The organism is Saccharopolyspora gloriosae (assembly GCF_022828475.1).
Lineage (GTDB): Bacteria > Actinomycetota > Actinomycetes > Mycobacteriales > Pseudonocardiaceae > Saccharopolyspora_C > Saccharopolyspora_C gloriosae_A.
On record NZ_CP059557.1, the window covers coordinates 3,720,832 to 3,743,941 of the forward strand.

Below are 23,110 nucleotides of genomic sequence, written 5' to 3' on the forward strand. Positions count from 1 at the left end.
CCTCTTCCCACGCTTACCTACGCCACGCCCGAACCCCAAGTGTGCTCGCCGGGGGCGGCACCGGGGTGTCGTGTCCCCGGTGCCGCCCCCGGAACTCAGCGCAGCTTCGAACCGATCTCCGCGGCGGCGGTGTCGCCGTATGCCTCACCGATACGCGCGAGGAACGACTCGCGCTCGACGTCGTACTCCTGCGGCCCGTCGGTCTCCAGCGAGACGGTCGCCAGCGTGCAGCCGAGCTGCAAGGCCCGCTCCACGCTCAGCTCGCCGGACAGACCGCCGAGGAATCCGGCGCGCAGTGCGTCGCCGACCCCGGTCGGGTCGCCCTTCTGCTTCTCCTTGGGCGGCTGGATCTCGAAGGTCGGGGCCGAGGCCGACTCGACCTTGAGGCCCTTCGCGCCCAGCGAGGTGACCCAGCTGCCGACCTCGGCCAGCACCTCGGCGTGGCTCCAGCCGGTGCTCTGCAGCAGCAGGCTCTGCTCGTATTCGTTCGTGAACAAGTACTCCGCGCCTCGGACGAGTTCGCGGACCGACTCGCCGTCCATCCGGGCCAGCTGCTGGCCGGGGTCGGCGAGGAACTTGTAACCGCGGTCCCGGCACTCCTTGGTGTACTTCACCATCGCGTCCGGGTCGTTCGCCGAGATCACCACGAGGTCGAGTCCGCCCACGCGGTCGGCGACCGGCTTGAGCTCGATCTCCGAGGCCTCGGACATGGCGCCCGGGTAGAACGAGGCGATCTGGTTGAAGTCCAGGTCGGTGGTGCACAAGAACCGGGACGTGTGCTTGGTCTCCGAGACGCGCACCGAAGCGGTGTCCACGCCGTGACGCTCCAGCCACGTCCGGTATTCCTCGAAGTCCTGCCCGACTGCGCCCACCAGCAGCGAGGTGACGCCGAGCTTGCCGAGGCCGAAGGTGATGTTCGCCGCGACCCCGCCGCGACGCACCTCCAGCTCATCGACGAGGAACGACAGCGACACCGACTCGAGCTGATCGGCGATCAGCTGTTCGGCGATCCTGCCCGGGAAGGACATCAGGTGGTCGGTGGCGATCGACCCGGTCACCGCAATCCGCACTACAACAACTCCTTATCGGCCGGCCGGCGACATCGTCGGCCACCGGCCCCAAGAACTTCTGAATACCTGGCCCGCACCGGGCCGCGGGGCGTGGCCGTGCCACGCCCCGCGACAGCCCGTGCGAACGTCCGCATGTGCTCGATCAGATACCGGCGGCGCTCTTGAGCGCCTCGGCCCGGTCGGTGTTCTCCCACGGCAGGCTCACGTCGCTGCGGCCGAAGTGGCCGTAGGCGGCGGTCTGCGCGTAGATCGGACGCAGCAGGTCCAGGTCCCGGATGATCGCGGCGGGACGCAGGTCGAACACCTCGTTGATCGCGGCCTGGATCTTGACCGGGTCCACGTTCTCGGTGCCGAAGGTCTCCACGAACAGCCCGACCGGGGCGGCCTTGCCGATCGCGTAGGCGATTTGCACCTCGATGCGGCCGGCGAGCCCGGCGGCCACCGCGTTCTTCGCCACCCAACGGGTCGCGTAGGCCGCGGAGCGGTCCACCTTCGACGGGTCCTTGCCGGAGAAGGCGCCGCCACCGTGGCGGGCCATGCCGCCGTAGGTGTCGACGATGATCTTCCGGCCGGTCAGGCCCGCGTCACCCATGGGGCCACCGACGACGAAGCGACCGGTCGGGTTGATCAGCACCCGGGAGTCGGTGGTGTCCAGGCCGACCCGCTCGAGCTCGGGGGCGATGACCTTCTCGTTGATGTCCTTGGTCAGCGTCTTGTCGAGGTCGATCTCCTCGGCGTGCTGCGTCGACAGCACCACGGTGTCCAGGCGGACCGGCTGGTCACCGGCGTACTCGATGGTGACCTGCGTCTTGCCGTCGGCGCGCAAGTACGGCAGCGTGCCGTCCTTGCGGACCTCGGTCAGGCGACGCGAGAGCCGGTGCGCCAGCGTGATCGGCAGCGGCGCGAGCTCGTCGGTGTCGTTGCAGGCGTAGCCGAACATCAGGCCCTGGTCGCCGGCACCCTGCTTGGCGATCTCGTCGATGACGCCCTCGACCCGGCTCTCGTGGGCGGTGTCCACGCCCTGGCCGATGTCCGGGGACTGCGCGCCGATCGCGATGTTCACGCCGCAGGAGTTGCCGTCGAAGCCCTTGGCCGACGAGTCGTAGCCGATCTCAAGGATCTTCTCCCGCACGATGGACGGGATGTCGACGTAAGCACTGGTGGTGACCTCACCGGCCACGTGCACCTGGCCGGTCGTCACAAGCGTCTCCACCGCGACGCGGGACCGCGGGTCCTGCGCCAGCATCGCGTCCAGTACGGAGTCGCTGATCGCGTCGCAGATCTTGTCAGGGTGACCTTCGGTCACCGACTCGCTGGTGAACAACCTGCGATTGATCTCACTCACGGCTCAACCTCACCTCTCAGCTTCTTTGGCGGCTTCGATCCTTGCGCACTGGCGACTGGGATGTAATGAGTGTCCACTCACTGGCACCCCGCCAACCGGACCATCAGGACCGGCCGTACGCATTACTGATGATCATGCACGGGCGTGGATGATGCCCCATGCCAGGCTTCCGCCGTTACCGGACTCCACCCAGGCACGCAGGCCACGCTTCATCTTGCTGCGATATTCCTCACTGATCCGGTCGGAGAGTTCGGACTCGCGTGCTTCCAGCACCTCGAGCACCCGCTGGTAGTGCACCGGCAGGTACGAGCTGAGGTCCTCGAAGTCGATCGTCTGCAGGCCCAGTCGGGCCAGTTCGCGCCGGTAGAAGCCGGGCGAACCCATAGTGTCCAGGTTCAGCCGCTCCAGGATCGGCCCCAGGTCCTGCTTGCGGGCGGTGTCGGCGGCCATCGGGTCGGTGAACACGAACGAACCGCCCTTGCTCAGGACTCGCGTCACCTCTTCCAGCACCCGCTCGCGGTCCCCGCTGTGCAGGATGGCGTCCTGCGACCAGACCAGGTCGAACGCGTTGTCCTGGAACGGGATGTCCTCGAAGGAACCGTCCTTGACCTCGATCAGGTGGTCGAGGCCCGCGGCGCGGTTGAACTCGACGTTGCGGGCGTTCTCGACCTCGCTGAGGTTCAGGCAGGCGACCTTGCAGCCGTAGGTCTTGGCCAGGTAGCGAGCCGCACCGCCGTAGCCGGCCCCGATGTCCAGGATCCGGGTCTCCGGCGTGATCTCGACCTTCGCCGTCATGCGCTCGACGGTGCGCCGCGAGGCGGCGTCGATGTCCTCGTCCGGGGTGTTGTAGAGACCGACGTGAATGTCGTTGCCGCCCCAGACGTGGTAGTAGAAATTGTCCGCGTCTTCGGAGTTGTAGTAGTCGCGAGCAGTGTGCACCGCCGTCGAGTAGACGTCGGACAGCTCGTCCTCGGTGCGGTAATTCTTCTCCGCGACGTGGATGTAGAAGTCCGGGTCCTGGTCGGCGTACGTTTCCTGGAAATCGCCGTAGGTGTCGATTCGCTGGAATCCGACCTCACGCAACAGCCGACGGACGTAATTCTTCCGCAACGGGTACATGTTGAGGAAGAATTCGCTCTTGTCCGGGAAGGTGTATTTGAATCGGGCCAAGCCCTCGTCCACGTGGTCCGGCTCCGCGGACACGTCTTCACCGGCGTAGTAGTACGTGTGCTTGCTGGAGAATCCGTCGTCCAGGATCGCGTCGTAGTTGCGCTGGTCGATGATCAATACGCCGTCGTGCTTGAGCATGGCGTAGAACTCGGCCAGGGTCTTGCGCCGGTCCCGCTCGGAGAACAGGTGCGTGAACGAGTTGCCCAGGCAGATGATGGCGTCGTACTCGCCGTGCACGTCGCGGTTGAGCCAGCGCCAGTCGGCGTGCACGACGCGCAGGATGTGCCCGCCGTAGGTCAGGCCGTTGCGGAAGGCCTGGGCCAGCATCTGCGGGCTGCCGTCGGCGCTGACTGTCTCGAAGCCCTCTTCGAGCAGCCGCACGGAGTGGAAACCGGTACCGGTGGCCACGTCCAGGACGGACTCCACACCACGGGCTTTGAGCTGGTCGATGAAGAACCGGCCCTCGCTCTCGTAGCGCTTCTTCCAGTCGATCAGGTCGTCCCATTTATCGACGAATCCACCGACGTACTCGTGCGTGTAATGATCGGATTCGCGCACGTCCAACGGGTTGTCGCCGAAGACCTGCTCCTCACGGGCGACCAGTTCGGCCGCGTCCTCGGCCACACCGTTGCGTGCTCCGTGCTGCGCCAGGTCGTCCACGCTCTTGGCCATACTTCACTCCCACCACTCGCGTTGGTCATGCGCCTCATGCACCACTCAGGTCCGCGCGAATCCGCCCCGAGATCAACTCGCGGTCGTGCGGGGTCGCCGCTCGAATAAGGCGACACCTCCGCACCGGTGTGGGCGGCCGCGAAATTCAGGCCGCGCACCTGCACCAGTGCTCGCACTCAGTCAGCCCCATTGCCGACCGGGTTCGACGCGAAATCGTGCGTCGAGTAACCAAACTATTCGAATGAGTTGCCGAAGCAAGCGTGCGCCGCTGTGACACTGATCACAGCAATGGGATATTTGCGTGATTCGTATCGTCACCCTGGGTGAAAAAATGCGCGCCCACCAGCGCCTTTTCCGTGCCTTTTTCAGGCATGTCACGATCACATAAGTGCACCCCAGCGCCGATGTGTGTATGATCGCGTACGCAGCACTTACCATGACAACATTGAATAGCGCAACCGCGAATACCTACAAAACTGCTCACAGGGGGCTCGCGGGGTGATACCGATTTCCCTTTTTCGCCTGGGAGATCGATTCGGGGGCTCAGGATGTTACGATGCCCGCCCCCGCTGCGCCAGCCCCGGCGGGAAATTCCCGGGGAGATCCCCAGTGGACGGCCTTCCTACCAGGTCGATCCGGCACCCCCGCACCCCGCGTGCGCTGCCCGCGCCAGGACGCCGAGCGCCCGCGCCGACCTGCACCGGGCTCCGACCGGAATTCTCCAATCGGATTTCCACATAGTGCGACAACGCGCGAATGACTGAATTAATTCCGCCATTTCATCAACGCCGATTGGTCGAACCGTCCGATACGGCCTGCGGGATGGAGCGCTCGTCGATCATCGCGGTGCCGAGGGCTCCCCACCGCGGCGTTCGTGGCGCGGAGACAAGTGTCACCGCGCCACGAACGTCAACCGGAGGATCGACCCACCGTTCTGATCCGGTTCCCCGCCGTGACCGCATGCGAGCCGCGTCCACGCGCTCCGCGCTCGCCGAGGAGCCGCGACGGGGCGCCGGGGTGAGCATCGCCACCGCACCGTCCGAGCTCACGCACCCGGCGGCTCGCGGCGCCCGGCGGGCGCACGTGGCGCACCGCCGTCCGCGCCTTCCGAGCGGCCGGGGCGTCGCCTGGGATCGGCGTCCGGGATCAGTACTTGCGGAAGCGCGCGTCCAGCTTCAGAGCGGCGTTGAGGACCTTCTCCGGCATCTTCGTGCCCGCCTGGCTCTTCGCGATGCGGCCGGCGCTGGGAACCGATTCCCGGTCCGGCCAGCCCGCCGGGTCCCACAACGAGGAGCGCAGGAACGCCTTCGCGCAGTGCAGGAACAGCTCGTCGATCCGCACCGAGACGGCCAGATCCGGCCGCTTGCCCTCGACCACGAGGCGCTCGAAGTACGGCGCCTCCCGCACGATCGTCGCCGTGCCGTTCACCCGGATCGTGTCGTTGGAGCCGGGGACCATGAACAGCATCGCCACCTGCGGGTGCCGCACGATGTTGCGCAGGCTGTCCAGCCGCCGGTTCCCCGGGCGGTCGGCGAACACCAGAGTCCGGCCGTCGTCCTCCACCAGCACCGAGCCCGGCGGGTCGCCGCGCGGTGACACGTCCAGCGAACCGTCCGAGGACGTGGTCGCCAGCAGGAAGAACGGCGAGGCCGCCAGGAATCGGCGGGATTCCTCGTCCACCCGGTCGATCGCCTTCTCCGCGATCATCGGGTGCGGCTCTTTGACCAGTTCGCGCAACTCGGCGTCCGAAGTCACCGTGCCGATCTCAACCGTCTCGTCGCGCACGCGCCCCCACCGTCCTGATTCGATCGCCGACTCGTTGATTAGGCTACCCTAACTGCGCTGGAGAGGTCGACTTCGACGGTCGTATGGTGCCCTCGCGAAGAACGGACCGGCCGCCCGGAGTGAGAGGGCGATCGGTCCGTTCGGCACCAGAAGATCCGTGCGGGGTGCGCCCGGGCCGGAACGGTCGGTCAGGATTTGAGGTCGGGGAAGTCCTCCTCGCGATACTCGCCGGCCGGAGCCGGATCCTCGTGGATCTCCACTTCCCGAGTGCGGAGTTGGACCCGGCGAATCTTGCCGGAGATCGTCTTGGGCAGATCGGCGAACTCGAGCCGCCGGATCCGCTTGTAGGGCGCCAGGTGTTCCCGCGCGAACCGCAGGATCGCCAGCGCCGTGTCACCGGACGGTTCCCAGCCCTGCGCGAGCACCACGTACGCCTTCGGCACCGCGAGCCTGATCGGGTCCGGCGAGGGCACCACCGCGGCCTCCACGACCGCCTCGTGCTCCAGCAGCACGCTCTCCAGCTCGAACGGCGAGATCCGGTAGTCCGAGGCCTTGAACACGTCGTCGGTACGGCCGACGTAGGTGATGTAGCCGTTCTCGTCGACCGAACCGACGTCACCGGTGTGGTAGTAGCCGCCGCGCATGACCTCGGCGTTGCGCTCGGCGTCGTCGGCGTAACCGGTCATCAGCCCGACCGGTCGCGGGTCGACGCGCAGGCAGATCTCACCCTCGGACGCCTCCTGCCCGCTGGCCGGATCGACCAGGGCCACCTCGAATCCGGGCAGCGCCCGGCCCATCGAACCGGTCTTGAGTTCCTGGCCGGGGGTGTTGGCGACCTGGACGCTGGTCTCGGTCTGGCCGAAGCCGTCCCGGATGGTGACGCCCCACGCCCGGCGCACCTGCTCGACGATCTCCGGGTTGAGCGGTTCGCCCGCGCCCACGACCTTGCGCGGCGGTGTCGGCAACCCGGTGAGGTCGGCCTGGATGAGCATCCGCCAGACCGTCGGCGGCGCGCAGAAGCTCGTCACCGCGCACCGTCGCATCTCGCGCATCAGGGCGTTCGCGTCGAAGCGCTCGTAGTTGTAGATGAACACCGTCGCCTCGGCGTTCCACGGCGCGAACACGTTGCTCCACGCGTGCTTCGCCCAGCCCGGCGACGAGATGTTCAGGTGCACGTCGCCCGGTTCCAGCCCGATCCAGTACATCGTGGACAGATGGCCGATCGGATAGGAGACGTGGGTGTGCTCGACCAGCTTGGGCTGCGCGGTCGTGCCCGAGGTGAAGTAGAGCAGCAGCGGGTCCTCGGCCCGGGTGGCCGCGTCGGGCGCGAACTCCGCCGCGGCGTCCGCACTGTCCTCATAGGACTTCCAGCCGTCCGCACCGCCCACGGCGATCCGGGTGTAGTCGCCGGGCACGTCCTCGAACTTGGCGGTGTGCGCGGAGGAGGTGACGACGTGGCGGGCTGCGCCGCGATCCACCCGGTCGCGCAGGTCGGCGGGTCCGAGCAACGGCGTCGCGGGGATAACGACCGCACCGAGCTTCATCGCCGCGAGGATCGTCTCCCACAGCTCCACCTGGTTGCCGAGCATCAGGATCAGCCGGTCGCCGCGGGACACCCCGAGCCCGCGCAGCCAGTTCGCGACCTGGTTCGAGCGGCGCGTGAGGTCCCCGAACGTCAGCTTCTGCTCGCTGCCGTCGGCTTCCACGATCCACAGCGCGATCCGGTCCTGCCGGGCCGCGATGGTGTCGAACCAGTCCAGCGCCCAGTTGAACTCGGGCGGGCGCGGCCAGCGGAACTCCGCGCGGGCGGCGGCGTAGTCCTCCCGCCTGCTCAGCAGCAGATCTCGCGCCGCCAGGAACTCGGCTCCACCGGGTCCCGCCGTCACTCGACCGCTGTCCGCTTGCTGGGCCATGTCCGCGTCCTCCTCGACTCCGGCGGCGGTGGTAGGTCGCGTCGCGCACCGTCCCGTTCGGACCGTCCGCAACGCCCGGACAAACCTAACCGGCACACCCGAACAGATCCATGGCGTTGCTCCGATGCGCGGGCATTCGCGTGGTGCCGTTGACTTCGCGTGTGTTTGTGGTCACTGTTGTTGCTTGTTGTGGTTTCGCTTTCGTCCTGATTTCCCGGGGTCGCTGCCGGGAAGTCCTGATCATCAGCACTGGGGATGGCGTTGACCTGCGGCAAGCGGCTCGGCGCCTGCTCCGTCCCACTGGTTCGAATCCACCAGGAGGCCACGTGCACCGACGCGCGTTGACCCGCCGCCCACTACTCCGATTCCGTGTCGGTGCTCTGATCGGCGCCGCATCGCTCGCTACCGTGACCGGCATGCCCGCACAGGCGTCGCCGTCCGCATGGGAACCGAAGGATCCACCGCTGGCGACCCGGTGGACCGACCAGGTCGGCCCCGACAACGCCCTGCCCGAGTACCCGCGCCCGCAGCTGACCCGCGAACGCTGGCAGAACCTCAACGGGCTCTGGGATTTCGCCGGTGCCGCCACTCCCCCGGCCGAGACCTCCGAGCAGATCCTCGTGCCGTATCCGCCGGAATCCGGGCTCTCCGGAATCCAGCGCCACGACGACCACCTGCGCTACGAGCGCAGCTTCGAGGTGCCCGCCGACTGGTCCGGGCAGCGGTTGCTGCTGCACTTCGGCGCGGTCGACCAGAAGGCGACGGTCAGCGTCAACGGCCAGGAGGTCGCCACCCACGAAGGCGGGTTCACCGCATTCAGCGCGGACATCACCGACGCCGTCACCGGCAGCGGCCCGCAGCAGCTGACCGTCGCCGTCGAGGACCGCAACGACGCGAACCCCTACCCGGTCGGCAAGCAGCGCAACGATCCCAGCGGGATCTTCTACACCGGCGGTTCCGGCATCTGGCAGACCGTCTGGCTGGAGCCGGTTCCGGAGTCGCACATCACCAACGTGCGCTCCACCCCGGACCTGGCCTCGAGCAGCCTCACCGTGAACGCCGCCTCCTCGCAGGGCGGCCAGGTCGAAGCCGTGCTCAGCGAACCGGGCGGCGCCGAGGTCGCGCGCGCCACCGGGGCCGCCGACGAGGACCTGCGCCTGGACGTGCCGGACCCGCACCTGTGGTCACCGGACGACCCGTTCCTCTACGACCTGACGGTTCGGCTGCTCGACGCCGATGGTCGACCGGTCGACGAGGTCGGCAGCTACGCGGGGATGCGTTCCATCGGGCTCATCGATGACGAGCAGGGCAGGCCGCGGCTGGCGCTCAACGGCGAGATCCTCTTCCAGCACGGCCCACTGGACCAGGGCTACTGGCCCGACGGCATCCTCACCGCGCCGACCGATGAGGCACTGCGGTTCGACCTGGAGCAGACCAAGGAACTCGGCTTCAACATGGTCCGCAAGCACATCAAGGTGGAACCGGCCCGCTGGTACCACCACGCGGATCAGCTCGGGCTGCTGGTGTGGCAGGACATGCCCGCACTGGTCAACGGCGAGACTCCCGGTGACGAGGCGAAGGCGAACTTCGAGGCGGAGGCCGCCGAGATGATCGATCAGCTCGGCAGCTCGCCGTCGATCGTGACGTGGGTGCCGTTCAACGAGGGCTGGGGCGAGTTCGACACCGCCCGCGTCGCCGAGCAGGTCGAGGCGCAGGACCCGTCCCGGCTGGTCAACGCGGCCAGCGGGGTGAACTGCTGCGATTCGTTGCCGGACACCGGAGCCGGGCACATCTACGACGACCACACCTACGTCGGTCCCGGCGCCCCGGACGTCACCGGGGATCGGGCGTCGGTGGACGGCGAGTACGGCGGGCTCGGGCTCATCGAGGACGGCCACCTGTGGCCCGGTGAGCCCTCGTCGTACGAGATCGTCGAGACCCGCGAGGACCTGACCCGCCGCTACCAGGAGGTGCACGACGACCTGGTGCGCATCATCGGCGAGAAGGGCATCTCCGCCTCGGTCTACACCCAGACGACCGATGTGGAGAACGAGGTGAACGGTTTCTTCACCTACGACCGCGAGATCCTCAAGCCCGATCTCGCCTCGGTCCGCGCGGCGAACGAAGCCGTGATCGACGCGGGCACCCCGTAATCCGCACCGACCCCGGCCGGTCCCGCACCGGCCGGGGTTTCGTTCCGCCGCAACAGGTTTCCCGCAACTAGGAGGACAACGATGTCCGGTGAGCACGGCTCGTCCCGCAAGTGGAGCAGGCGAACACTAGGTGGGGCGGCACTTGCCGCCGCGGGGACGGCCGGGCTCACCGCCGCCGGCATGTCCGTGACCGGGCAGCGGCGGGCGATGGCGGAGCCTGCCGGCGGCTCGCTGCACGGCAGGCTCTACGAGCTGCGCTCCGGCCGCCACAGCGCCGTGGTGGCCGGAGTCGCGGCGACCTTGCTGTCCTGGCAGGTCGACGGCACCGAGATGCTGCTGACGCACGCGGCCGACGAGCTCGGCGAGGGCTGGCAGGGGAAAACCCTGCTGCCGTGGGCGAATCGCATCGATCAGGGGCAGTACGAGTTCGGCGGCGAACAGCTGCAGGTGCCGATCAACGAGCCGTCCAGAGAGTCTGCGCTACACGGCCTGATGGGCTTCACCGAGTGGACGCCGGTGGAGCACCGGGGCGACCGGGTCGTGCTGGAACACGTGCTGCACCCGCATTACGGCTACCCGTTCCAGCTGGCGTTCCGAATCGAATTCGCGTTGGAGGGCAACGGAATTCGCAGCACGCTCTCGGCCCGCAACATCGGCTCGAAGGACGCTCCGTTCGCCACCGCGAACCACACCTACCTCGCCGCGGGCACGGGCAGCATCAACGACATCGTCTTCGAACTGCCCGCGAGCACCTACTACGTGACCAACGACCGGCTGATCCCGACCGGCACCGCCTCGGTCGAGGGCGGCGAGTTCGACTACCGCACCGCCCGGCCGATCGGGACGACCGTCATGGACACCGCGTTCACCGACCTCGCCCGGGACTCCGAAGGCATTTCGACCGTCCGATTCGGACGCTCCGACGGGAGCCGGGTGGAGCTCTGGGTGGACCGCACCCAGGGCTATCTGCAGGTGTACACGGACGACACTCCGGAAGCGGACCGCCCGGCCCGCTCCGGCATCACCGTGGAACCGATGACCTGCGCTCCCAACGCTTTCGTCACTGGTGACGGATTGATCGTGCTCCGCCCCGGCGACATTCACGAGGGAACCTGGGGCTACCGCCTCGCGGAGTAACCCCACGCCGACCAGGTCCGCCCGAACCGTCGAGCACCCCGGCCGGTCGCGGGCTCTAAAGTGCGGGGGTGGCCGATTACATTGAGATTCCCACAGCCGCAGGCACCTTCGACGCGCTGAGCGCAGGTGCCGAAGGCGACCGCCCGGTCCTGCTGCTGCACGGTTTCCCGCAGGCCGCCATCGAGTGGCGGGAGCAGCTCGCGGTGCTCGGCGGCGCCCGATGTCACGCGGTCGCCCCCGATCAGCGCGGCTACTCCCCCGCGTGCGCCCGACCGAGGTCGCCGACTACCGGATGGAGGCGCTGGTCGCCGACGTGCTCGCGATCGCGGACCACCTCGGCTGGGCACGGTTCGACCTGGTGGGCCACGACTGGGGTGCCGCCGTCGCCTGGGCGGTCGCGGCGGCGCACCCGGATCGGATCAAGTCGCTCGCCGCGGTCTCCACGCCGCACCTGGACGCGTTCGCCCGCGCGCTGCGCGAGGACGAGGACCAGCAGCGGCGCTCGGAGTACATGCAGGTGTTCCGCCGATCCGGCTCCGACAAGCTGCTGCTGGAGGACGGGGCGCGGCGGCTGCGACGCTTGTTCGAACACAAGATCCCCGAGACGCACGTCGAAGAGTACGTCCAGCGGTTCAGCGAGCCGGGCGCGCTGGACGCCGCGCTGAACTGGTACCGGGCGTCGAAGTTGAACGACGCGATCGGCCCGATCCGAGTGCCGACGCTGTACGCGTGGAGCACCGAGGACGCCGCCCTCGGCTCGACCGCCGCACTGGCCACCGGCGACCACGTCACCGCCGACTACCGGTTCGAGATGATCGAGGACGTCTCGCACTGGGTCCCGGAGCAGGCCGCGGAGGAGCTGACCCGCCTGCTCCTGGAACACCTGATCGCCCACCAGGACGCCTGAGTTCGTCACCCGGCCCGCCACGCGGAACCATTCGGGTAGCGACCTCTCAGTCCAGGTCTCCGGGGCGGATGCGGTAGACGTGCAGCGGGCGGTCGTAGTACTTCGTGGTCTCGCCGACCCAATCCATGCCCAGTCGTTCGGCCGTGCGATGTGCACGGTCGTTGAGCGGGTCGACGACCGCGAACAGCTCCACCGCTTCGTGCGCGAACGCCCAGCGGATCAGTGCCCCGGTGGCTTCCTTCGCGTAGCCCTGCCCCCACGAGTTCGGGCGCAGATGCCAGGCGACCTCGACGTCCTCGTAGTGCGGCGGCAGCAGCCGCAGCTCAGCGCCGCCGATGACCTCACCGCTCTCCCGGTGTTCGAACGCCCACCGGCCCAGCGGCGGCGTCGTCTCGCGCTGCTCCTCGATCCACTGGGCCAGCACTCGGCGCATCGCGGCCAGGTCGGCGACGCTCGGCATCGACGGCACCAGCCAGTCGGTGACGGTGGCGGTGCCGTACACGGCGAACGCACCGTCGACGTCGTCGGGAGCCCACTCCCGCAGCGCGACTCGCTCGGTGACCGGCATCGGGACCATGGGGAAACGTTAGCCGCCGTCGCAGGCGGTGGCAGATTGGATGTTCCCGCGTCCGGCATCCCGAGGCGTCCCGGTCGGCCTGGTCGCGCCGCACGGTGAACCGCGGCTGACGCGAAAAGGATTGCCCGCTCCCGTGCGGAGCGTGGCAGGGTCAGTGCGGTGTCCACTTCGCGCCCAGAGCTGCTGCGCTGGCAGTTCGAACTGACCTGGTCGTTGTTCGAGTACCACCTGGAACGGCTGGACGAAGCCGACTTCCGGTGGGAACCCACGCCGTACTGCTGGACGTTGCGCCAGGGCGCCGACGGCGGGTGGGCGCCGGATTTCGCCGAGGTCGAGCCCGATCCCGTTCCGGTACCGACGATCGCCTGGGTCGCCTGGCACATCGGCTGGTGGTGGAGCGTGACACTCGATCACCTCCAGGGCGAGCCACCGCGCGACCACGCGGACATCGCCTGGCCCGGCGATGGCGAACCGGCGCTCACCTGGCTGCGAAGCCTGCGCTCCGACTGGCTGCTCGTGCTGGATCGGCTCACCGAGCGAGACCTCGACGACCCGGCGCCGTTCCCTTGGCAGAACGATCCGGCGATGACGATCGCGCACCTGGCCGGCTGGGTGAACGCCGAGCTGATGAAGAACGCCGCCGAGATCGGCCAGCTCCGCATGCTGCGCGCCGCCGCCGGTCGAGGCCGCACCGGTGATCAGGTGTCGTAGTCGACCGTGAGTTGATCGGTGGTGGGCAGGGATTGGCAGGTGAGCACGAAACCTGCGTCCACTTCGGACCGTTCGAGGGCGAAGTTGCGGCGCATCGCCACCTCGCCGGAGGTGACCTTGGCCCGGCAGGTGCCGCAGACGCCGCCCTTGCAGGCGAACGGCAGGTCCGGGCGGGCGCGCTGCGCTCCGTCGAGCACCGGAACGTCGCGCGGCAGCGACAGCGTGCTCGTGCGGCCGTCGAGCACCACGGTGACCTCGCTGCGCGCACCCGGCGGCGGGGCGTCCTCGGGGCGGATCGGGTTCGGCAGGGGTTCGTCGACGTAGAACAACTCCTGGTGCACCTGATCGGGGGCGACGCCGAGCCCGGTGAGCACGTCCTGCGCGCCGGTGACCAAGCCGTACGGCCCGCACAGCCACCAGTGCGCGTCCCCGTCCACCGGCACCAGCGCACCGAGCAGTGCCCGCAGCTTCGCGGCGTCGAGGCGTCCGGACACCAGTTCCGACTCGCGCGGCTCGCGGGAGAGCACGTGCACCAGATCCAGCCTGGCCGGGTAGCGGTCCTTGAGGTCGGCGAGTTCGTCGGCGAACATCACCGTGTCGCTGCGCCGGTTGCCGTACACCAAGGTCACTTCCGAGCCGCTCTCCCGCAGCAGGCTCGCCGCGATCGAGAGCACCGGCGTGATGCCCGAGCCCGCCGCGATCAGCACGTGCCTGCCGGGAGCGCTCAGGTCGGGCGTGAACGATCCGGACGGCGGCTGCACCTCGATCAGGTCACCGGGGCGGACCTCGTGGACCAGCCACGCGGAGAACACGCCGTCCGGCACCAGCCGCACTCCGATGCGCGGGCGCTCCCCCACCGGCGCGCAGATCGAGTACGAGCGCCGGTGTTCACCGTCGGCGCCGGTGCGCCGCAGCGTGAGCGACTGGCCGGGGCGGAACGCGAACTCCGCTGCGAGTTCCGGCGGCACGTCGAAGGTGACCGCGGCCGCGTCCTCGCACAGCCGGTCCACCTCGGCCACCCGAAGCGCGTGGAAGCCGGTGCGGCGGCGGGACGCCACCGATCCGTCCATTGTGGATGTCACGGTCAGATCTCCTTGACGTGTTCAAAAGGTTCGGCGCAATCGGTGCAGCGGCGCAGTGCCTTGCAGGCGGTGGCGCTGAACCGCGACAGCTCCTCGGTGCGCGACGAATCGCAGCGGGGACAGCGGATCCGCGCTCGCGGCGGTTCCAGTTCCAGCGGCACCGGAGCACTGCGCACCGGCGCCGCCCCGGGCGGGGCGATGCCGTGCTCGGCCAGCCGCCGCCTGCCGCGCGGACTGATCCAGTCCGTGGTCCACGGCGGGTCCAGCGCGGTCCGCACCCGCACCTGCGCAAAGCCGTCGGCGGTGAGGCTTCGGTGCACGTCGGCGCGCATCTCGGCCATCGCCGGGCATCCCGAGTACGTCGGGGTGAGCGTCACGACGACGGTGCCTTCGGCGGTGATCTCCACGTCGCGCAGCACACCGAGGTCGGCCAAGGTGAGCATCGGCAGCTCGGGATCGGTCACCGATTCGGCGATCTCCCGTGCGCGCGCCAGTCCGGTCGTCGTCATCACCATGTCGCCTCCGGGTGAGCTCGGGCGACGCCTTGGAGTTCCGCGAGCAACGTGTCGAGGTGCGCGGTGTGCGACCCGACTCGCCCGGACACCTGGGGGCCGGGTGCGATGCGCGGGCAATCCACGGTGGCGGCGGTGCAGACCTGTTCCAGCACGGCCGTCACCTCCTCCAGCGTCGCGGCCGGATCCACGCCGACGCTCTGCGCGGCCGCGTCGCGTTCGACGTCGCTCACCGCGAACAGCTCCGCGACATGGGGCTGCACCTGGTCGAACCCGGTGCGCATGCGGCGGTGCGATTCGGTGGTGCCGTCGCCGAGCCGCACCACCCACTGCGCCGCGTAATCCCGGTGGTACGCGAGTTCCTTCGCGCCCTTGGCGGCGATCGCGGCCAGCACCGGATCCTTCGACGCCGTCAAGCGGGTGAACAGCGCGAGCCGCCAGCTCGACAGCACCAGCAACCTGGCCACCGTTTCGGCGAAGTCGCCGTGCGGCTGCTCGACGAGCAGCACGTTGCGGAATTCGTGCGAGTCCCGGAAGTACGCCAGCTCGTCCTCGCTGCGCACCGAATCCCCCGCCTGACCGGAACGCGCCAGCAGGAGCCGCGCCTGGCCGAGCAGATCGAGCGCGATGTTCGCCAGCGCCACCTCGTCCTCCAGCTCCGGAGCACGGGTGACCCACTCCCCGAGCCGTTGCGAGGCGATCAGCGCGTCGTCGGCCAACATCAGGCAATAGCCGGACAGCACGTGCTCGTCGACTCCCGGTGGCACCGCGGTGTCCACCCCGGCGAGCGGGTCGTCGAAGCCGGTGCCGAACGCCCACCTCGTGTCGTTCTGCTCGGTGAGCGCCTCGTAGGCGTTGTCGAAGGACATGGCGACCTCACATGTGCGGAACGTCGTCGGGGATGTCGTAGAACGTGGGGTGCCGGTAGACCTTGTCGCCGCTGGGCGCGAAGAACGGGTCCTTCTCGTCCGGACTGGACGCGGTGATCGCGGCGGCGGGCACCACCCAGATGCTCACGCCCTCGTTGCGGCGGGTGTAGAGATTCCTGGCGTTGTGCAACGCCATCTGCTCGTCGGCGGCGTGCAGCGAACCGACGTGCACGTGGTTGAGGCCGCGCTTGCCGCGCACGAAGACCTCGTACAGCGGCCACGTGGACCGCGCCTGTTCGGACCCGCTCATGCCGTCGCCTCCTGTCGCGCGGCGCGTTTCGCGGCGTGCGCCGCGGCCGCCTCACGCACCCATTCGCCCTGCTCGTGGGCGGCCTTGCGGCACTCCACCCGTTCGGTGTTGCACAGTCCGTCGCCGCTGATGACGCGCTTGAGCTCCGACCAGTCGGGCTCACCGAAGTCGTGCATGCCGCGTTCGGCGTTCCAGGCGAGCTCCGGATCCGGGAGCGTGACGCCCAGCGCGTCGGCCTGCGGCACCGTCATGTCCACGAACTTCTGGCGCAGCTCGTCGTTGGTGTGGCGCTTGACCTTCCAGGCCATCGACTGCCGCGTGTTCGGCGAGTCCCCGTCCGGCGGGCCGAACATCATCAGCGACGGCCACCACCAGCGGTTCACCGCGTCCCGCACCATGTCCCGCTGCGCCTCGGTGCCGCGCATCATCGTCAGCAGCAGTTCGTAGCCCTGCCGCTGGTGGAACGACTCCTCCTTGCAGATCCGCACCATCGCCCGCGCGTACGGGCCGTACGAACTCCGGCACAGCGGCACCTGGTTGCAGATGGCGGCCCCGTCGACGAGCCAGCCGATCACGCCGATGTCGGCGAAGTTCAACGTCGGATAGTTGAAGATCGACGAGTACTTCTGCCGCCCCGAGATCAGCTTCGCGGTGAGGTCGGCGCGGTCGGCTCCCAGCGTCTCGGCGGCCGAGTACAGGTAGAGCCCGTGGCCGGCCTCGTCCTGCACCTTCGCCAGCAGGATCGCCTTGCGCCGCAACGAAGGCGCCCGCGAGATCCAGGCGCCTTCGGGCTGCATCCCGATGATCTCGGAGTGGGCGTGCTGAGCGACCTGGCGAACCAGGGTCTTGCGATAGCCCTCGGGCATCCAGTCCCGCGGTTCGATGCGCTGATCGCGTTCGATCGTGGCCTCGAACTCCCGCTCCGGGCCGGTCACCTCCGCCCCCACGCTGATCGCCACTTGCACCACCTCCACCTCTCCGGTCCGTTTCGAGACCATTCGAACCGACCATTCGGTCAGTAAATTTTCCCGCTCCCCACCTCGGAAAGCAAGGAATCCGAGCTCCGTCCTCAGCCGCCTAGCGGAATGATCTTTGTTCTCGTCTTGTCAGCGGCGAAGCCGATGAGCAGTGACCAGCTAGAGCAACCGGCACCGCGGCGGGTTCTCAGGTGCTTCCTCACGAGGACAGCGTTTTCCCTCGTGGCGGAATCCACTCGGGAAAATGATCCCGCAGCGAGGAAGCCACTGAGGTTCCGCTGAGCGACCCCCTACGCAGGTCACTCCGAAAGAGCCCCGGTGTCAGCCGGACTTGGCGACGAGGGTGAGGACGTCGTACTTGGCCACCGAGGCTCCGTCCTGGTTCGTGACGTCGGCGTCCCAGCGGACCTCGCCGTAGTCGGCGTTCTGGCGCGGGGTGAGCTGCTTCGCCGTCAACGTCACCGTGATCTCGTCGCCGGGGTAGGTGGGCGTGAGGAACCGCAGGTTCTCGAGCCCGTAGTTCGCCAGCACCGGCCCGGGTTCAGGGGAGACGAACAGTCCGGCGGCGAACGACACCACCAGGTAGCCGTGCGCGACCCGGCCGCCGAAGAACGGGTTGGCGCGGGCCGCTTCCTCGTCGGTGTGGGCGTAGAAGGTGTCCCCGGTGAACTCGGCGAAGTGCGCCACGTCCTCGGCGGTGACGGTGCGCGGGCCGGCGACGACGGTGTCGCCCGGGCGCAGTTGTTCGAGGTGCTTGCGGAACGGGTGCTCGTCGGTGACGGTGCGTTCGCTGCCGGGCAGCCATTGCCCGGTGACGGCGGTGAGCGTCTGCGGGTCGCCCTGCACGGCGGTGCGTTGCATGTGGTGCAGCACGCTGCGGATCCCGCCGAGTTCCTCGCCGCCGCCCGCGCGCCCGGGGCCGCCGTGGACGAGTTGCGGCAGCGGTGAGCCGTGCCCGGTGGATTCGGCGGCGTTGTGCCGGTTGAGCACGAGCAGCCGCCCGTGCCGGGAGGCGGCGCCGAGCACCACTTCGCGGGCGAACTCGGCATCGGCGGTCACCACCGAACCGACCAGGCTGCCCTTGCCCAGTCGGGCGAGGTGCACGGCGTGCTCGGTGTCCTCGTACGGCAGCAGGGTGCTGACCGGGCCGAACGCCTCCACTTCGTGCGGCTGCGGCTGTTCCGGATCGTCGCAGCGCAGCAGGATCGGCCCGAGGAACGCGCCGCGTTCGGCATCGGCTCCGACCGGTTCCACCGAGTTCGGGTCGCCGTGCACGACACGCGCGACCTCCAGCAAGGATTTCAACGAGCGCCGCACTTCGTCCCGCTGGTCCAGGCCGGCCAGCGCGCCCATCCGTACGCCCTCGGCACCGGGAGCTCCGACGGTGATCTCGGCCAGCTTCGCCGAGACCGCCGCGGCCACCTCGTCGATGCGCCGCGCGGGCACCAGCGCCCGGCGGATCGCGGTGCACTTCTGCCCGGCCTTCACCGTCATCTCGGTGACGAGCTGGTCGACGAACAGGTCGAACTCCGCGGTGCCCGCCTCGGCGTCCGGACCGAGGATCGAGCAGTTCAGCGAGTCCGCCTCGGCGGTGAACCGCACCGAGTTCGCCGCCACCACCGGGTGCGTGCGCAGCCGCTGCGCCGTGGCGGCCGAACCGGTGAACGACACCAGGTCCTGGTCGGTGAGGTGATCCAGCAGATCGCCCGCGCTACCGCTGACCAGCTGCACGGAACCTTCCGGCAACAACCCGGATTCGACGATGAGCTCGACCAGCCGGTGCGTCAGGTACGCCGTGCGGCTCGCCGGTTTGATCAGGCTCGGCACGCCCGCGAGGAAGGCGGGCGCGAGCTTCTCCAACGGCCCCCACACCGGGAAGTTGAACGCGTTGATCTGCACCGCGACGCCCTGCAACGGAGTGCACAGGTGCTGGGCGACGAAAGTACCGCCCTTGCCCAGCGGCTCCACGGAGCCGTCGAGGTAGACGTTGCCGTCGGGCAGTTCCCGACGGCCCTTGCTGGAGTAGGTGAACAGCACGCCGATGCCGCCGTCCACGTCGAATTTCGAGTCGCCCCGCGTCGCCCCGGTGCGCGCGGACAACGCGTACAGCTCCTCGCGGTGCTCCCGCAGGTACGACCCGAGCGATTTGAGCAGTGCCGCCCGCTGGTGGAAGGTCAGCTCCCGCAGCGCCGCCCCGCCGACACGGCGACCGTGGTCGAGCGCGGCGCCCATGTCGACGCCGGCCGAGGAGATCCGCGCGACCGGTTCCCCGGTGACCGCGTCCGGCAGCACCTCGCCCTCGTCCGCCGGGGAGTGCCATCGTCCTTGCACGTAGCTGGGCAGAACCTGCACCGACGAACTGCTCATGGGGCCGCCGACCTCCTCGTGACCGGCTGCGGCGCCGGTCGGATGGGAACGGATTCGCGGCGGGTTGACATCGTGACCGCCGCCACCAACACTGCAATTATTAACCGACTGTTCGGTCAGTACGCAAGGTGGTGGAGCCGTTGAGCACGGCTGAATACGTGGCGAGCGCGGCGAGAACGATGTTCGACGAGGACGACGCGTCCCGTGCGCTCGGCATCGAACTGCGGACGGCGGCCGACGGGCGAGCCACCGCCCGCATGACCGTCACCTCGGCGATGGTCAACGGCCACGGCATCGCGCACGGCGGTTACGTGTTCCTGCTCGCCGACACCGCGTTCGCCTGCGCCTGCAACAGCCACGGCCCGGTGACCGTCGCGGCGAGCGCCGAGATCACCTTCGTCGCACCCGCCTACTCCGGCGACGACCTGCACGCCGAGGCCGCCGAGCGCACCCGCTTCGGGCGCAGCGGCATCTACGACATCACCGTGCGCCGCGGCGCGGCGCCGGACGCGCCGGTGATCGCCGAATTCCGCGGCCACAGCAGGACTTTCAACGGCGGGAAGGAGCGGTCATGACCGGGACGACAACGAAGTCGCCCGCCGCGCCCGACGACTCCGCGCGGATCGGCCAGGACGAACTGCGCGCCAGGCAGCTCGAACGTCTCCAGTGGACGCTTGAGCACGCGTACCGCAACGTTCCCCTCTACCGCGCCAAATTCGACGCCGCCGGAGTGCACCCGAGCGACTGCCGGAGCCTGGCCGACCTCGCGAAGTTCCCCGCCACCACCAAGGACGACCTGCGGGCGAACTACCCCTTCGGCGCCTTCGCCGTCCCGCGCGAGCGGGTCAGCCGGATCCACGCCTCCAGCGGCACCACCGGGCAGCCCACCGTCGTCGGCTACACCCGCCACGACCTGGAGGTGTGGGGCGAGGTCGTGGCCCGCTCCATCCGGGCCGCGGGGGGCGTCCCCGGTGACCTGGTGCACATCTCCTACGGCTACGGCCTGTTCACCGGCGGGCTCGGTGCGCACTACGGGGCCGAACGCCTCGGCTGCACCGTGGTGCCCGCCTCCGGCGGGATGACCGCACGCCAAGCTCAGCTGATCCGCGACTTCCGGCCGGACCTGATCATGGTCACGCCCAGCTACATGCTCACCCTGATCGACGAGCTGCGGCGCCAGGGCGTAGACCCGCGAAAGACGGGGCTGCGAGCGGGGATCTTCGGTGCGGAACCGTGGACCGAGGACATGCGCGGCGAGATCGAGCAGGCTCTCGGCATCAACGCCGTCGACATCTACGGCTTGTCGGAAGTGATGGGTCCCGGCGTCGCCGCCGAGTTCGCCGAGACCAAGGACGGCCTGCACATCTGGGAGGACCACTTCTACCCCGAAGTGGTCGACCCCGTCCTCGGCGACCCGCTGCCCGACGGGGAGTCCGGTGAGCTGCTGTTCACCTCGTTGACCAAGGAGGCCCTGCCGATCATCCGGTACCGCACGCGGGACCTCACCCGGCTGCTGCCGGGCACCGCGCGCCCGGCGATGCGGCGGATGGAGCGGATCACCGGCCGCAGCGACGACCTGATCATCCTGCGCGGCGTCAACGTGTTCCCCACCCAGATCGAGGAACTCGTGCTGCGCGCCGACGGCCTGTCGCCCCACTTCCAGATCACCCTGTCCCGCCGCGAGCGGATGGACCACATGACGATCCGCGTCGAAGCACTCGACGACACCACCGCGCAGCAACGGCAGGCCGCGCCGGAGTCGCTGACCAGAGCCGTCAAGGACGCGGTCGGCATCACGGCCGAGGTCGCCGTCGTTGATCCCGGCACGCTCGAACGTTCGGTGGGCAAGCTCCGCCGGGTGCTCGACCGGCGTGACCCAGACCGGGCGGCCCCGGGGCAGGCAGGTTCATGACGAGCACCGCGCGCGGACGCGGCCGGCCGGGCCACGACCTCGACTCGCTGCTGCACGTCGCTGCCGTCGTGTTCCACGAACGCGGCTACGACGGCACCAGCATGGAGGAACTGGCCAAACGCCTCGGCATCACCAAATCCGCGATCTACCACCACGTGTCCGGCAAGCAAGAGCTGCTGCGGCGCACCGTGGATCGCGCGCTCGACGCGCTGCTGGCCGTGACCGCCGAACCGGAATCCCGGCGGGGACCGGCGATCCACCGCCTCCGCCACGTGGTGCGGCGCAGTGTGCACGTGCTCGTCGAGGAACAGCCGTTCGTGACGGTGCTGCTGCGAGTGCGCGGCAACAGCGAGGTGGAACGCGCCGCGCTCACCCGGCGACGGGAGATCGACGCGTTCCTCGGTGCGCTGGTGGCCGAGGCGGAACGGGACGGCAACCTGCGACCCGATCTTGATCCGGCGCTGACCAGCCGGTTGCTGTTCGGGACCGTGAACTCGATCATCGAGTGGTACCGCCCGCAGCCCGGGCTGGACGCCGACGCGCTGGCCGACGCGATCACCAAACTCACCTTCGAGGGCCTGGAACACGCACCGTCCTAGACCTCGGCGGTCAGCCGAGCCCCGCGGCTCGCCCTGCGCGACCGGACAGCTCGGCGAAGGCGGCGCGCGGGGAGCTCGGCCGATGACCTCGATCTCGGTGTCGAAACGTGCCAGCGTCGCCGCGAGCGCGCTCCAGGACCAGGAACCGATCAGCAGTCTGGTCCGGGCAGGGCCGATCTCTTCGGCGACGAACGGAGCCACCTGCGCGACCGGGAGGTCGAGGATCACTTCGCCGCGGCACGGCCAGCTGTTCGCGCTATCCGAGCCTGTGAACCGGGACCGCGTGGACGGGGTCCGAGCTCGCGCAGGCGATCGACGTCGCGACGCACCGTGCGTTCACTGACTCGCCGCCGGGCGAGCAGCTCCCCCGGTTGATCACGGCGGCCCTGCAACAAGGACAGGAGTGAGAGCAGACGACCGGAGGTCACCATCGAGGAGGCGGTCGGCATGGTCACCAGACCGCCACGAGTAGCGGCCGTTCCCTGACCGGTACTGGTGACAAAGTCGCTCTCGTCGTCGGAAACCTCCGGCGGCGAGAACCACTCGTGAAGGACCGGATCACCATGTCGGTAAACGCTGTCGCCCACCTGAACTTCCACGGTCAGGCCCGTGCGGCACTGGAGTTCTACCAGTCGGTGTTCGGCGGGCAGATCGTCGTCGCCACCTACGGCGACTTCGGAATGCCCGCCGAGTCACCCGACGCCACCAAAGTCGTGTTCGGTCAGGTGATCGCCGACAACGGCTTCCGGGTCATGGCCTACGACGTGCCCGGCGAAGACGCACCGGCCGCCCAGGGTGCGCCCACCACCCGCCGTGAGAACGGCGCCACCGTCACCTCGGAATCGTTCTTCCTCTCCGTGCGCGGCGAGACCGTCGAAGAGGTCGGCGCGTTGTGGGAGGGCCTGGCGGACGGCGCGACGATCATCGAGCCCTTCGGACCGGCCCAGTGGGCACCCGCCTTCGGGATGCTGACCGATCGCTTCGGCACCACCTGGATCGTCGACGTCGCGGCCGATCACGCTCAGGTCTGAGGCTTTTCCTC

The 23,110-nt window shown here is 69.0% G+C and carries 19 protein-coding genes and 2 pseudogenes; 8 read left to right on the forward strand and 13 right to left on the reverse strand.

Annotated features, from left to right (window positions below):
• Positions 1-95: 95 nt before the first annotated feature.
• The 5 genes from H2Q94_RS15960 to H2Q94_RS15980 all read right to left on the reverse strand — a co-directional run bounded on the left by H2Q94_RS15960 (position 96) and on the right by H2Q94_RS15980 (position 7,955).
• A complete protein-coding gene (locus tag H2Q94_RS15960) occupies positions 96-1,070 on the reverse strand; it encodes a carbohydrate kinase family protein (RefSeq protein ID WP_243787915.1) in 975 nt (324 codons plus the stop codon).
• Between the two features lie 142 nt (positions 1,071-1,212).
• Positions 1,213-2,415, reverse strand: a complete 1,203-nt coding sequence (metK, locus tag H2Q94_RS15965) for a methionine adenosyltransferase (protein WP_309501034.1) — start codon at positions 2,413-2,415, stop codon at positions 1,213-1,215.
• Positions 2,416-2,547: 132 nt separating this feature from the next.
• Entirely contained in the window at positions 2,548-4,257 is a 1,710-nt protein-coding gene (locus tag H2Q94_RS15970; protein WP_243787917.1) for a glycine/sarcosine N-methyltransferase, read from the reverse strand.
• Between the two features lie 1,146 nt (positions 4,258-5,403).
• Complete coding sequence (locus H2Q94_RS15975) at positions 5,404-6,042, reverse strand: MSMEG_1061 family FMN-dependent PPOX-type flavoprotein (RefSeq protein ID WP_258718612.1); 639 nt, start codon at positions 6,040-6,042, stop codon at positions 5,404-5,406.
• 188 nt (positions 6,043-6,230) lie between these two features.
• A complete protein-coding gene (locus H2Q94_RS15980; protein ID WP_243787919.1) occupies positions 6,231-7,955 on the reverse strand; it encodes an AMP-binding protein in 1,725 nt (574 codons plus the stop codon).
• Positions 7,956-8,371: 416 nt separating this feature from the next.
• On the opposite strand from H2Q94_RS15980, the gene H2Q94_RS15985 reads away from it, so the two are divergent.
• The 3 genes and pseudogenes from H2Q94_RS15985 to H2Q94_RS15995 all read left to right on the forward strand — a co-directional run bounded on the left by H2Q94_RS15985 (position 8,372) and on the right by H2Q94_RS15995 (position 12,152).
• Positions 8,372-10,108: a glycoside hydrolase family 2 protein gene (locus H2Q94_RS15985; RefSeq protein ID WP_243787921.1), complete on the forward strand. Its 1,737-nt coding sequence runs from the start codon at positions 8,372-8,374 to the stop codon at positions 10,106-10,108.
• Between the two features lie 81 nt (positions 10,109-10,189).
• The gene (locus H2Q94_RS15990) at positions 10,190-11,245 is read left to right on the forward strand and encodes an aldose 1-epimerase family protein (protein WP_243787922.1); all 1,056 of its coding nucleotides are present in this window, start codon (positions 10,190-10,192) and stop codon (positions 11,243-11,245) included.
• A 68-nt stretch (positions 11,246-11,313) separates the two neighbouring features.
• A pseudogene (locus H2Q94_RS15995) lies at positions 11,314-12,152 on the forward strand (alpha/beta fold hydrolase).
• Between the two features lie 46 nt (positions 12,153-12,198).
• On the opposite strand, the gene H2Q94_RS16000 reads toward H2Q94_RS15995, so the two are convergent.
• Positions 12,199-12,729: a GNAT family N-acetyltransferase gene (locus tag H2Q94_RS16000; RefSeq protein ID WP_309501035.1), complete on the reverse strand. Its 531-nt coding sequence runs from the start codon at positions 12,727-12,729 to the stop codon at positions 12,199-12,201.
• A gap of 159 nt (positions 12,730-12,888) precedes the next feature.
• Here H2Q94_RS16000 and H2Q94_RS16005 point away from each other — a divergent pair, with 159 nt between their 5' ends.
• The gene (locus H2Q94_RS16005) at positions 12,889-13,440 is read left to right on the forward strand and encodes a DinB family protein (protein ID WP_243787923.1); all 552 of its coding nucleotides are present in this window, start codon (positions 12,889-12,891) and stop codon (positions 13,438-13,440) included.
• Here the strand turns inward: H2Q94_RS16005 and paaE are convergent.
• The 6 genes from paaE to paaZ form a co-directional block, all read right to left on the reverse strand.
• Entirely contained in the window at positions 13,428-14,510 is a 1,083-nt protein-coding gene (paaE, locus tag H2Q94_RS16010; RefSeq protein WP_243795736.1) for a 1,2-phenylacetyl-CoA epoxidase subunit PaaE, read from the reverse strand. The two genes, H2Q94_RS16005 and paaE, sit on opposite strands and share 13 nt — an antisense overlap.
• Positions 14,511-14,524: 14 nt before the next feature.
• On the reverse strand, positions 14,525-15,037 hold the full coding sequence (gene paaD, locus H2Q94_RS16015; RefSeq protein WP_243787924.1) for a 1,2-phenylacetyl-CoA epoxidase subunit PaaD: 513 nt from the start codon (positions 15,035-15,037) through the stop codon (positions 14,525-14,527).
• The gene (gene paaC, locus H2Q94_RS16020) at positions 15,031-15,903 is read right to left on the reverse strand and encodes a 1,2-phenylacetyl-CoA epoxidase subunit PaaC (protein ID WP_243787925.1); all 873 of its coding nucleotides are present in this window, start codon (positions 15,901-15,903) and stop codon (positions 15,031-15,033) included. The genes paaD and paaC overlap by 7 nt, the downstream gene beginning before the upstream one ends.
• Before the next feature lie 7 nt (positions 15,904-15,910).
• Entirely contained in the window at positions 15,911-16,213 is a 303-nt protein-coding gene (paaB, locus tag H2Q94_RS16025) for a 1,2-phenylacetyl-CoA epoxidase subunit PaaB (protein WP_243787926.1), read from the reverse strand.
• Positions 16,210-17,166, reverse strand: a complete 957-nt coding sequence (gene paaA, locus H2Q94_RS16030) for a 1,2-phenylacetyl-CoA epoxidase subunit PaaA (protein ID WP_243795737.1) — start codon at positions 17,164-17,166, stop codon at positions 16,210-16,212. The genes paaB and paaA overlap by 4 nt, the downstream gene beginning before the upstream one ends.
• Before the next feature lie 345 nt (positions 17,167-17,511).
• A complete protein-coding gene (gene paaZ, locus H2Q94_RS16035) occupies positions 17,512-19,557 on the reverse strand; it encodes a phenylacetic acid degradation bifunctional protein PaaZ (protein WP_243787927.1) in 2,046 nt (681 codons plus the stop codon).
• A gap of 179 nt (positions 19,558-19,736) precedes the next feature.
• Here paaZ and paaI point away from each other — a divergent pair, with 179 nt between their 5' ends.
• From paaI to H2Q94_RS16050, 3 genes are read left to right on the forward strand one after another with little or no spacing between them, the layout of a single operon-like run.
• A complete protein-coding gene (paaI, locus tag H2Q94_RS16040) occupies positions 19,737-20,132 on the forward strand; it encodes a hydroxyphenylacetyl-CoA thioesterase PaaI (protein WP_243795738.1) in 396 nt (131 codons plus the stop codon).
• Positions 20,129-21,469 carry a phenylacetate--CoA ligase PaaK gene (gene paaK, locus H2Q94_RS16045; RefSeq protein WP_243787929.1) on the forward strand — a complete coding sequence of 447 codons (1,341 nt, stop codon included), beginning with the start codon at positions 20,129-20,131 and terminating at the stop codon, positions 21,467-21,469. The genes paaI and paaK overlap by 4 nt, the downstream gene beginning before the upstream one ends.
• Positions 21,466-22,068, forward strand: a complete 603-nt coding sequence (locus tag H2Q94_RS16050; RefSeq protein WP_243787930.1) for a TetR/AcrR family transcriptional regulator — start codon at positions 21,466-21,468, stop codon at positions 22,066-22,068. Before paaK ends, H2Q94_RS16050 begins: the two co-directional genes overlap by 4 nt.
• 293 nt (positions 22,069-22,361) lie before the next feature.
• Here the strand turns inward: H2Q94_RS16050 and H2Q94_RS31125 are convergent.
• Positions 22,362-22,517, reverse strand: a pseudogene (locus tag H2Q94_RS31125) (transcriptional regulator); the annotation flags it as partial.
• Positions 22,518-22,631: 114 nt separating this feature from the next.
• Between H2Q94_RS31125 and H2Q94_RS16060 the strand changes: the two are divergent.
• Positions 22,632-23,099, forward strand: a complete 468-nt coding sequence (locus H2Q94_RS16060) for a VOC family protein (RefSeq protein WP_243787932.1) — start codon at positions 22,632-22,634, stop codon at positions 23,097-23,099.
• Positions 23,100-23,110 lie beyond the last annotated feature (11 nt).

Bases quoted from the DNA above. Each gene is read 5' to 3' on its own strand.
- H2Q94_RS16000 (WP_309501035.1), bottom strand. From the start codon at position 12,729: ATGGTCCCGATGCCGGTCACCGAGCGAGTCGCGCTGCGGGAGTGGGCT.
- H2Q94_RS16060 (WP_243787932.1), top strand. From the start codon at position 22,632: ATGTCGGTAAACGCTGTCGCCCACCTGAACTTCCACGGTCAGGCCCGT.
- H2Q94_RS15990 (WP_243787922.1), top strand. From the start codon at position 10,190: ATGTCCGGTGAGCACGGCTCGTCCCGCAAGTGGAGCAGGCGAACACTA.
- H2Q94_RS15970 (WP_243787917.1), bottom strand. From the start codon at position 4,257: ATGGCCAAGAGCGTGGACGACCTGGCGCAGCACGGAGCACGCAACGGT.
- paaC (WP_243787925.1), bottom strand. From the start codon at position 15,903: ATGTCCTTCGACAACGCCTACGAGGCGCTCACCGAGCAGAACGACACG.
- paaB (WP_243787926.1), bottom strand. From the start codon at position 16,213: ATGAGCGGGTCCGAACAGGCGCGGTCCACGTGGCCGCTGTACGAGGTC.
- paaZ (WP_243787927.1), bottom strand. From the start codon at position 19,557: ATGAGCAGTTCGTCGGTGCAGGTTCTGCCCAGCTACGTGCAAGGACGA.
- paaK (WP_243787929.1), top strand. From the start codon at position 20,129: ATGACCGGGACGACAACGAAGTCGCCCGCCGCGCCCGACGACTCCGCG.
- H2Q94_RS16050 (WP_243787930.1), top strand. From the start codon at position 21,466: ATGACGAGCACCGCGCGCGGACGCGGCCGGCCGGGCCACGACCTCGAC.
- paaE (WP_243795736.1), bottom strand. From the start codon at position 14,510: ATGGACGGATCGGTGGCGTCCCGCCGCCGCACCGGCTTCCACGCGCTT.
- paaD (WP_243787924.1), bottom strand. From the start codon at position 15,037: ATGGTGATGACGACGACCGGACTGGCGCGCGCACGGGAGATCGCCGAA.
- H2Q94_RS15985 (WP_243787921.1), top strand. From the start codon at position 8,372: ATGCCCGCACAGGCGTCGCCGTCCGCATGGGAACCGAAGGATCCACCG.
- H2Q94_RS15980 (WP_243787919.1), bottom strand. From the start codon at position 7,955: ATGGCCCAGCAAGCGGACAGCGGTCGAGTGACGGCGGGACCCGGTGGA.
- paaI (WP_243795738.1), top strand. From the start codon at position 19,737: ATGTTCGACGAGGACGACGCGTCCCGTGCGCTCGGCATCGAACTGCGG.